Raw genomic sequence first — 10,279 nt, 5'->3', positions numbered from 1 at the left:
TGAAAGAGAAGAATAAGCTCCATCAGTACCCACACTACCACTATTTACCGGAACACCATCTATAACATATAATGGCTCATTTCCGGCAGTCACAGAGCTAACACCCCTGATTCTTATAGTTCTTTCCACAGTCTTCTGACCGATGTAACTGAAACGCAACATTTGCCCTTGTGAAGCTGAGATGGTGTAATTACCATCAAAATCGGTTTGTGTACCATTGGATGTTCCAACAACCATAATGGAAACACCAGGAAGAGGCAGACCGTTTTGGTCCGTCACGTTACCTGAAACTGTTTTCTCTTGTCCAAAAGAGAAAGACATGCATAACACCAATAAAGGCGTTAGCATCCATGCTAACTTAGCTTTCATTTATTTCATTTTTTGAATTAGTCCGCTCAAAAATCAATATAAAAAGTTAATATTCAAAAAAATTAACAACCTTGCAGCACCTATATTACCGAAGCATCAATCAATAATTTTGATAATTTTAACACATTATTCGTGGTCAATAACCCTATTTATTAGGTTTGTAGGATTTTTTTTAACTTTTTATTGGCAAATATGTTTTTCTTTAGTTTTCAATTGTTAAATTTTTAAGATGTATGTTAAAATCATGTTACCGGTCATTGTTTGAAGCAGGAACCGATGAAGCTGGAAGGGGTTGTTTGGCAGGCCCGGTGACGGCTGCCGCCATAATATTGCCAGAAAAATTTAACAACATCACCTTAAACGACTCGAAACAGCTTTCCGAGACAAAACGCGATCTTTTGAAGCCGATTTTGGAAGAAAATGCCGTTTCTTTCTCTGTTTGCCATGTTTTTGAAGAAGAAATCGACGAAATAAACATTTTGAACGCCTCTTTTTTAGCCATGCACCGTGCAATTGATAAACTACAACCTCTCCCCGATTTTATCATTGTTGACGGAAACCGGTTCAAACCCTACCCTAACATAGATCATGAATGCATAATTAAAGGGGATGGTAAATTTATGAGCATTGCGGCCGCCTCAGTTTTGGCCAAAACATACCGGGATGATTATATGGCGAAAATCCACGAAGAGTTCCCCATGTACAACTGGGTAAAAAACAAAGGATACCCTACCAAAGAGCACAGGGAAGCTATCAAAAAATACGGCATCACCAAATATCACAGAAAAAGCTTTAGACAACTCCCCGAACAATTGACTCTGGATATTTAAAAATCCTAACTTTGTGTCAAACTGCTAAAATGAGATCAAAGGTACTTTTTTGCTTGCTCCCCATATTTATTGCATCATGTACGAAAGAGGTGAAGACCAAAGACTCTCTTTTGGAGCATTTACCCCCTAATCCGGCACTAGTTCTAAAAATCAACAACCTTGGCAACTTCAAAAGCGAACTTAAGAACAATTCTCTCCTAAAAAGCATTGAAGGCTTTGCCCATATCGAAGACATCTCCAGCAAGACCCAAGAACTAAATTATCTGAAAACCAATAAAACAATTGTGCTTGCTTTTTTTGAAGTTGGCAAGGATAATTATGATTTCATAATGGCCACTAAAAAAGTTTCGGGACTTTTTAATGTGGACAGTGTGGCCAACAAAACGGTCGAGACATTAACCTATGAAGGCACAAACGTCACAAAATACAGTCTCGACGGTTTAGAAATGTTCAGCCTTGAAAAAGAAAGTGATGTTCTAATGAGCTCTTCCATGATGCTGATGGAAAATCTCATACGAGCAAATGAGAGTACACCAGTGGACCCTACATTAAAGAAATTGTATGAAGCGAGTTCCACCGACAAATCAGCTACCTTATATATAGACCCTAGTGGAAATACATCCCTTCTGGCACTCAAGGAACAAAATGAATCCAGAAAGAACCCATTTTCGTCATGGGTTTCTTTGGACTTTACCGCAAATTCGGACGAGGTCAACCTGAACGGTGTGGCCATGGCCCCAGATTCCACTAAAAACTTTATCAACTTGTTCAAAGGCACTTCACCCCTCGCCAATAGAACGCCCTCTTATGCCCCATTGAATTCGCAAGCAATCATTTCCTATACTTTTGACGATTACCAAATCTTCGCAAAAAACCAGAACGAATATCTGGACAGGGTAAAACAAACCGATTCCCTTTTTAATACCATAGAAGAAGTTGGATTGATTTTTTTAAATAATGAGAAGGTGGCATTGTTAAAGTCTTTCGGTACCGAAGGCCTATACGATTACCTTAACAGCAAAAAAACCAGCTCAGAAGACTATCAAGGAAGTGAAATATTGGCTTTGGATGCTCCAGATTTAATAGAACAAAACTTCACCCCTTTAATAAAGAATTTTACGTCCAACTTTTGTACTATACTGGAGAACAGTTTTATTTTTTCAGAAAACAAGGAAGCTTTGCAAACCATAATAAGCAATCATAAAAGCTCCTCGTCTTTCGATAACGACCAAGGGTACAAAACAGCAAAAGCTTCCCTAGCTAGCGAATCCAGCATTCTTATGGTCTCCAATGCTTCGGGCATCGTCTTTTTTTCCGAACAGGAACTTTCCCCTGAGGTGGTCGAGGACATCAATGAAGATGATTTGGACGGACAGGTGTTTGCCTCACAAATGGTAATGGACAATGGTTTTGGGCATTTCAATATTCTCGCCTCAAAAATCATAAAGAACCAAGAGAAAAATACGGTTTCCCCACTCTTCACTCTAGAACTGAACACAGACTTGGCTACAGACCCTCTGTTTGTGAAAAACCATAGAACACGACAGCAGGAAATCGTGGTACAGGACGAAAACAACGTGCTCTACCTAATCTCTACCGATGGAAAAGTACTTTGGACCAAACAATTGAATGGCAGGATACAGGGAGCTATACAACAAGTTGACATCTATAAAAATGGAAAACTGCAGCTCGCCTTTACCACGAACGACCAATTCTTGATCTTGGATCGAAATGGTGACGAAGTTGCCCCATTCAATATTGATTTTGAGGGCGGAAACCTGAATCCATTAGCAGTATTTGATTATGATGGCAGTCGAAACTACCGCTTTGTAGTTACCCAAGGCCGTAAAGTATTCATGTACAATAACCAAGGTAAAATAGTCCGTGGGTTTACCTTTACCGATGCCCCGAGTAATATTTTGGGCACCCCTCAACATTTTAGAGTGGGCAACAAAGATTATCTCGTCTTTAAACAAGACAATAGTACCCTTAGGATTCTGCACCGTGTAGGTAGCGACCGAATTAAAATTCCAGAAAAAATAGACTTTTCCAACAACGATGTTTTCCTATATAAAAACAAATTCTCCGTCACCAACAAAACAGGAGTGCTCCATCAAATTGACACCAACGGAAAGTTGACGGCCACAAACTTCAATCTAAACCCAGACCATGGGTTTTATGCAACAAGCAACACATTGGTACTAATGGATGACAACGTACTCACCATAAAAGGGAAAAAGGTGGAACTGGAGCTTGGGGTTTATTCCAAACCTAAAATCTTTTATATCTATGACAAAATTTATGTTACCGTAACAGATTTGCAAAACCATCAAATTTATCTATACGATAGCCAAGCCGAACCCATTTCCAATTTCCCTGTGTTCGGAAGTTCTTTGATCGACCTTTCGGATATGGACAACGACAAAAAGCTGGAACTTGTTGCAAAAGACCAGGACAACTCCCTGATTGTCTACAAAATAAACTAACGGAACAACATACGGCCAGTCATACATTAGTTAATGCAACACATACATTTTTAGATATATAGAGGCTTACATTTTAGTAGTTTGGATAGAATTATTTTATCAACAACTAAAAAAATACTAAATGAAAACCCCAAACAAACTATTCTATTGTTTGTCTTTTGCCCTATTGATGGGTACCAGCGGAGAAGCACAGTTTTTCAAAAAATTGGCCAAGAAAGCGGAAAAAGCAGCTGAACGCACAGTTGAAAGACGGGTAGAAAAAGAGACCTCAAAAAAGACAGACCAAGCTCTTGACAGTATCCTGGAACCTGGCTCAGGAGGAAAACAATCTCCAGGAAATCCGCAAGGAAATGGGAACCCCGGCGGCAACATAGACGAAAACGGCACATCTACAGAACCTGTCACTCCAGGACCCAAAACCATAGAAGTTTACAGTAAGTTTGATTATGTCCCTGGTGACAAGCCTATTTTTTACGACGACTTCAACGACGATTTTATGGGCGATTTCCCATCCAAATGGAACACCAACGGCTCGGGAGAAGTTGTTACCGTTGGCACATTGCCCGGTAAATGGTATTCCATTGCCAACAGAAGTCTTACCGTTCCCAACCTCGGCAAAGCCCTTCCAGAGGATTACACGATAGAATTTGATGTAAAGGCCACCAACTTGACAACAAATACAAGCTCTTCCGCAGTGTTGGAGATTTATCTTTCCGAAACCCAAAACCTCACAACCAACGAAAATAAAGTATATGCCATTCTTGGTTTCTGCCAGTACGTGCCCGTTGGCGTTCGAGTTCACAATTTTTTTACTGGAGACCCCGCATCAATAAGCAACAATCTTCAACAAGATTTTAGAGATATTTATACAGATGTCGTACATGTGTCCATCGCAGTAAACAAGAACCGTTATAGACTATGGCTTAACGAAACAAAAGTGGTCGACCTGCCACAATTCATCGTGAACCCTGAACTCATCAACTACCTTAAATTCCATGTTAAGGGTTTTGATAAACAGAAAAATCAAGAACAGCTGTTAATCAGCAACCTGAAAATTGCCGAAGGTGGTGTGGACCTTCGCAGAAAGCTAATGTCGGAAGGTAAAATTTCCACCAATGGCATTCTCTTCAATTCCGGTTCGGCAGACATCTTACCACAGTCGATGGGTATCATCAGACAGATTTCCCAAGTTTTGACACAAGATAGCTCCATCAGACTAAATATCGTGGGACATACGGATTCCGATGGTTCCGATGAAAGCAATCTATCGCTCTCCAAAAACAGGGCCGAAGCTGTAAAAAAGGCACTGGTATCCGTGTACGGTGTTTCCGCCGATAGATTAAGTTCCGAAGGAAAAGGAGAAGGGGAACCGGTAGCCGACAACAATTCAGCCCAAGGCAAGGCACAGAACCGTAGAGTAGAATTCATTAAAAAATAACACCGCAGACTATGAAAAAATATATAGTATTAGGTCTAATAGCCCTTTTTACAGCCTATCATTCCCAAGCTCAATCCAATTGTAGCAGTTATTACCCGCTGGTTGACGGAGCCAATTTCCAGTATACCAATTATGATAAAAAAGGTAAAGAGGATGGCCAAATCACCTACAAGGTAACGGATGTTCAAAATAGCGGCAGCACTACCAACGCCACCATGATGATGGAAATGATGGATAAAAAAGGAAGAGCCTACACCTCCGATTATGAAGTTACTTGCGAAGGCGATGTGATAAAAATTGATTTTAAATCCTTGATGAACGAACAGATGCTCAGTCAAATGGGCGATGTAGAAATGGATATCTCGGGTACCGATGTGGAATTGCCCAACAACCTATCTGTAGGACAGGAGCTTCCGGATGCCAACATGGAAGTGAAAATGAAAATGGGCGGAGGCATCAACATGAACACCAATATTGAGACCTTGAACCGAAAAGTTGAAAAACAAGAAAGTGTGACCACACCTGCCGGAACTTTTGACTGTTATGTAATCTACAGCGAGACCAAAACCAAAATGATGATGACCAACCAGACCTTTCCTTCACGCATTTGGCTGGCCGAAGGAGTTGGCATGATCAAACAAGAATCCTACAACAAAAATGGAAAATTGATGGGCAGCATGGTCTTGACCCAGTATAGCAAATAGTAGATTTACTTTGTAAAAACAAAAAACCGAGGTGCGAGCCTCGGTTTTTCATTATTCTTCTATTCTTTCCGTAAAGGAGAAATCATTATATGGGCCTTATGCGTCCCTGGATCCATGATCCAAGGATGGTTTGAACCCAAAGGCTTTTCGGGAAGTCCTGTAGATTCTGCCGTGGCAAATGGCAAATACACCACATAACGATAATGGGCCCCTTCCACTTCGTGGGTCTCAGGATTGTATTGGTTACTTTCCCCATAATAAATATGTAAGGTGGCCCCAAATTGTCCCATATCGAGTTTGCCCGATTTTGCTTCCTCCTCGCGAATATCAAAAATCTCTGGACCTGTTTTACCCTCTGCACGCAGTTCACGGCCTCTGGCCATAAAAGGCTCCAAGCTTTTGTGATAGCTGGCCGCATTAAATCCAGATTGTTTTGGGTTATCGGCCAGGACAATAAATTCATTATCTCCCTCTCTGAGCGTCACAAAATCACCGGCCATGTTATAACCAATCACTTTACACCCGTCTCGGCTTTCTTCTGGAGCTGCCATGAGTGAAGCAGCAATCAATGCTTCGTCAGAGTCAATGGGAACGTAGTGGGTTTCGACTTTATCAACCGTATTGCTTTCCACTGTTGCGGAATCCTCCCCATCTTTTTTGTTTTCGCTGGTGTTCTTGCAGGAAAGCAAGGTTCCTGTCAATACAAGTACTAAGAGAAATCTTTTCATGGTGCGTTGAATTTAGTTGCATACAACAACATCGAGTGCAAAAATTGGTTTTGCCGACATGAACTCAATATGTAGTTATGCTGTGCAGTAGTAAGTTAATGGTTTAAATTGGATTTAGAGGGCTATCGATAACGTTAAAGAAATTTTACCGCACAACATAATGTGGGCAAGAACATCGTACTCTTTCACAAATCAATTATTAATTCAAATAAAAGTTCATTTGAAGTATCACTTACTAAAACCGATACTAGCTCCCCCTTTTTTCTTATTAACCAAATTATGTTTAAGATTTTCAAACTCTTCCTCAGAGATAATATCCTTTTCCCTAAGCCATCCAAGGGTCATCAATTGAGGTTCAACTGGCATCTCTAAATCGATTTTAGCATACTTTGACTTTAAAAACAGGGTTATCTCATCAGACAGTTTTTTAATAAATGCTTCAAATTCATCCTTGTTAGGCTTGTTTTTAATGAACTCCAAATAACCGTTATTATGGGTAGGAATCAACAACACATTTTTTGACTTTATATATGTGACAAGTCCGCTAAGACAAGTAACAATGAATAAGAATATGGAAACACCTATTAAACCACTCCCGTCGGGATAGTTATCAGGATTGAATATGTTAATTAGAAAAAAAACACCAAATACCAAAGTAACAATTAACATCACGTTATCGGTTTCCTTTTGCCAAACAGTTTTCGAAAAATCTATTTCCTCATAGGGAATATTGAACTCTTCAGAGCTAGTTAAATTTCTAAATTGAATTCTCAAGAATCCTTTTTCCAAAGTAAATTCTCGGACCAGGAAAAGTTTTTTCTGCAAAAGATTCATTTGTAAGAGCTATTCATTTCAAAGGTTTATTCTTAAATCAAGATACTCATTATTTGTGAATTCAAAATGAATATTTCAGCATGCTTAAACTTGTGTCCCTTCCTTGACCAACTCCGCCTCAAAAAGTATTATAAAGTGTTTTAGTAGTTTTTGCTTCACCTCTTCCATATCCACTTGTTTTTGCCCCAATTCCACACTCAAAGAAGTAACCGCTTTGTCCTTTATACCACAGGGAATCATCATATCAAAATAACCCAAATCAGCGTTCACATTCAGGGCAAAGCCGTGCATGGTCACCCAACGGCTGGCGCGCACGCCCATGGCGCAAATCTTACGTGCGAATGGAGTCCCCACATCCAACCAAACACCGGTTTCACCCTTGGAGCGTTCGGCTTTAAGACCGTATTCGGCCAGGGTCAGAATCACCATTTCCTCCAAAAAACGAAGGTATTTGTGAATGTCCGTGAAAAAGTTGTCCAAATCCAGAATAGGATAGCCCACCACTTGTCCAGGCCCGTGGTAAGTAATGTCTCCCCCTCGGTTGATTTTATAGAAAGTAGCACCCTTTTCGGCAAGTTTGTTTTCGTCTACCAACAAATTGTTGATGTCGCCGCTCTTTCCCAAGGTATACACATGCGGATGCTCCACAAACAGGAAATGATTGGGCGTATCAAGATTGGCCTCCTCACGACGGTTTCGAATCTTGGTGTCCACAATGTTCTTAAACAGAAACTCTTGGTAATCCCAAGTTTCCTTGTAATCCTTTAATCCTAGATCTTGTAGAGCAACTTTCTTGTTCATGCTACAAAGATACGAAGCATGGAAATGGAAAACTATTTCTCCAGCTCCACTTCCAAATCCAAGACTGATGGATTCTTCATCAACTCCATAAAGTTGACCTCATAGATCAAGGTTTTGCCATCTTGACTAAAGGTCGCTTCTTCAGCAGTGGTTGATTTTATCTTTTTAGGGAAGTGATATTTTAAGGTGTACGTAGACCCAGATAGGAACATCTCCGCCCCCTGTAAACTATCCAATTGCTGTTGGAACAACTCTTGATCCACAATTTTGGCCTTTCTGGAAAACTTGTCCTTGCTGAACGAGTAATCTACTTCGGTTGGTTGCTCAGCAGGCTTCATCGGGCCTTGCTGAGGGTTTGATTTGCCCCCAATGGAACTGGCATCTTGAAAAGCTCCAAAAGCATCATTGACCTCGCTCACATTTTTGAACTCGCTGTACAAATCGAACATCATCTCCTTTTTTTCAGGATTCATTACCATTCTCATATTGAACGGCTCCAGTTTTTTCAACTTTTCTTGTTCTTCAATAGGCAATTGGGCGATGCTATCCTTCTTCTCTTCCAAAAAATCCTTGAAAGAAATTATGGAATCTATAGCTTTTTCATTGGTTCTGGTCAATTCGTCGCCAGCCATCTCCATCATTTCGGAGCCATCAAAATTTATGGACAGTTTCCCGGAACCATCTTCATTAATGTGTATTTCTTCGGTAAAATTACATGCACTGGCAAGGGCAATCAACATTGCCGACAGCAAGATTTGGACTTTCTTCATATAATATTTAGTTAGTGTTGTTTAGTATGACCAAGGCCCCGATTACTCCGGGAACCCAACCACACAGGGTTAAAAGTAATACAATAAGAACAGAGCCACAACCTTTTCCGATGACCGACAAGGGTGGAAACAATATGGCCAATAAAACTCTCCAGAAACTCATTTTTTTTGATTTTGATTGATGATACTTATAGGTAGCCCAAATACATATTTTGTTACAGAAAAGCACTATTTTTAACCAAAATCGGGTAAAAATGCGGTTTTTCTTCCTTTTCTTGTTTCTCACACAAGCTTCTTCCCTTTTTGGGCAGTATCACTTTTCGGGGCAAGTTTCCGCAGAGAACAATGGTAATTCAATTTACCTGTCATTGGTCGAGGATTATCGTAAATCTGGACGGGTTTACTTAGATCAAATCGTGCAAAAATCAGAAGTGGACTCCTTGGGTCATTTTTCCTTTGAGGGCAACAACCTCAATGACCAAAACCGCATCTATCGTATTCATTTGGATGGCTGTTCGGACAACACGGGCAGCAATCACTTTTTGGGCCGATGCAATAACAGTAAAAATGTGTTGTTTATTGCCAATAATAAAGATACCGTTAGCTTTCCCACCTCTTTTGAAGACCAATCGCTTTGCACCATATCTTCCACTAATCCAAAATCCGGGCTCTTATTGGAAATTGATGGCTTAAAGGAACATATGGCCTACGATTTTGCCGATTATCCAAGCGAAGCCAACAAAAAATTGAATTTGGACAAGTGGTTCCAGACCTTGCACAATTTTGGAAAAGAAACAGACGAACCCTTGGCCGAACTTTACATCTACGATTTTTTATCCGACAAAAGGAACGAAACCTTTAAGTTTTATCTGGAAGACTTAACAACCAACGATTATTACGAAGGTCTATCGGAAAGATTGGCCAACACCTGCCCCAACGCAGAATTTACCCAACAGTACCAAGCCGAAATAACTACTGATAAAGAGTTGGCAAGTTTCAGTCGCCCAAAATCCAGTAAATGGAACCGGACCATCATGGCTCTTTTGGCGGTTTCTCTTTTGGGCAATGTGCTGTTCTTTCTAGGCAAGAAAAAAAGGAACACTTCTCAATTGCTTGAAAAACTGACACCTCAAGAGCAAAAAATCGTCAGCCTGATATTGGAGAACAAGACCAATAAAGAGATTGCCTCAGAGCTTTTTGTGAGCGTAAGTACCATAAAAACACACATCAACAACCTGTACAAAAAGTTGGGCATCACTTCCCGCGAAGAGATGGCACTCCGCTTCAAAAAATAAAATTCAACCCCCGGTCTAGTACCA

Annotated in this window: 11 protein-coding genes; 5 read left to right on the top strand and 6 right to left on the bottom strand. The window is 40.3% G+C overall.

Annotation, left to right across the window (positions count from 1 at the left end; genetic code table 11):
- Nucleotides 1–369 (bottom strand): carboxypeptidase-like regulatory domain-containing protein (locus K1F36_RS18290; protein ID WP_258539141.1); only part of this gene is annotated, 369 nt, incomplete at its 3' end.
- A gap of 233 nt (nt 370–602) precedes the next feature.
- Between K1F36_RS18290 and K1F36_RS18285 the strand changes: the two genes are divergently transcribed.
- The 4 genes from K1F36_RS18285 to K1F36_RS18270 all read left to right on the top strand — a co-directional run bounded on the left by K1F36_RS18285 (nt 603) and on the right by K1F36_RS18270 (nt 5,827).
- A complete protein-coding gene (locus K1F36_RS18285) occupies nt 603–1,199 on the top strand; it encodes a ribonuclease HII (protein WP_220115077.1) in 597 nt (198 codons plus the stop codon).
- A 29-nt stretch (nt 1,200–1,228) separates the two neighbouring features.
- Nucleotides 1,229–3,685, top strand: a complete 2,457-nt coding sequence (locus tag K1F36_RS18280; RefSeq protein ID WP_220115076.1) for a ribonuclease HII — start codon at nt 1,229–1,231, stop codon at nt 3,683–3,685.
- Between the two features lie 121 nt (nt 3,686–3,806).
- Nucleotides 3,807–5,123 carry an OmpA family protein gene (locus tag K1F36_RS18275; protein ID WP_220115075.1) on the top strand — a complete coding sequence of 439 codons (1,317 nt, stop codon included), beginning with the start codon at nt 3,807–3,809 and terminating at the stop codon, nt 5,121–5,123.
- 11 nt (nt 5,124–5,134) lie between these two features.
- On the top strand, nt 5,135–5,827 hold the full coding sequence (locus K1F36_RS18270; RefSeq protein ID WP_220115074.1) for a TapB family protein: 693 nt from the start codon (nt 5,135–5,137) through the stop codon (nt 5,825–5,827).
- 59 nt (nt 5,828–5,886) lie between these two features.
- Here the strand turns inward: K1F36_RS18270 and K1F36_RS18265 are convergent, their stop codons facing one another.
- The 5 genes from K1F36_RS18265 to K1F36_RS18245 all read right to left on the bottom strand — a co-directional run bounded on the left by K1F36_RS18265 (nt 5,887) and on the right by K1F36_RS18245 (nt 9,123).
- Entirely contained in the window at nt 5,887–6,555 is a 669-nt protein-coding gene (locus tag K1F36_RS18265; protein WP_220115073.1) for a hypothetical protein, read from the bottom strand.
- 228 nt (nt 6,556–6,783) lie between these two features.
- Nucleotides 6,784–7,380 carry a hypothetical protein gene (locus K1F36_RS18260; RefSeq protein ID WP_220115072.1) on the bottom strand — a complete coding sequence of 199 codons (597 nt, stop codon included), beginning with the start codon at nt 7,378–7,380 and terminating at the stop codon, nt 6,784–6,786.
- Between the two features lie 93 nt (nt 7,381–7,473).
- Complete coding sequence (gene lipB, locus K1F36_RS18255; protein WP_220115071.1) at nt 7,474–8,190, bottom strand: lipoyl(octanoyl) transferase LipB; 717 nt, start codon at nt 8,188–8,190, stop codon at nt 7,474–7,476.
- 32 nt (nt 8,191–8,222) lie between these two features.
- Nucleotides 8,223–8,960, bottom strand: a complete 738-nt coding sequence (locus tag K1F36_RS18250) for a hypothetical protein (RefSeq protein WP_220115070.1) — start codon at nt 8,958–8,960, stop codon at nt 8,223–8,225.
- Nucleotides 8,961–8,967: 7 nt separating this feature from the next.
- Nucleotides 8,968–9,123: a YqaE/Pmp3 family membrane protein gene (locus K1F36_RS18245; protein ID WP_108246858.1), complete on the bottom strand. Its 156-nt coding sequence runs from the start codon at nt 9,121–9,123 to the stop codon at nt 8,968–8,970.
- Between the two features lie 91 nt (nt 9,124–9,214).
- On the opposite strand from K1F36_RS18245, the gene K1F36_RS18240 reads away from it, so the two are divergent.
- A complete protein-coding gene (locus tag K1F36_RS18240) occupies nt 9,215–10,255 on the top strand; it encodes a response regulator transcription factor (protein ID WP_220115069.1) in 1,041 nt (346 codons plus the stop codon).
- The last annotated feature ends 24 nt before the right edge of the window (nt 10,256–10,279 follow it).

Source organism: Flagellimonas abyssi (genome assembly GCF_019457905.1).
Lineage (GTDB): Bacteria > Bacteroidota > Bacteroidia > Flavobacteriales > Flavobacteriaceae > Flagellimonas > Flagellimonas abyssi.
The sequence above is the reverse complement of the archived record's forward strand: the minus strand, read 5'-3'. Positions and strand labels throughout refer to the sequence as shown.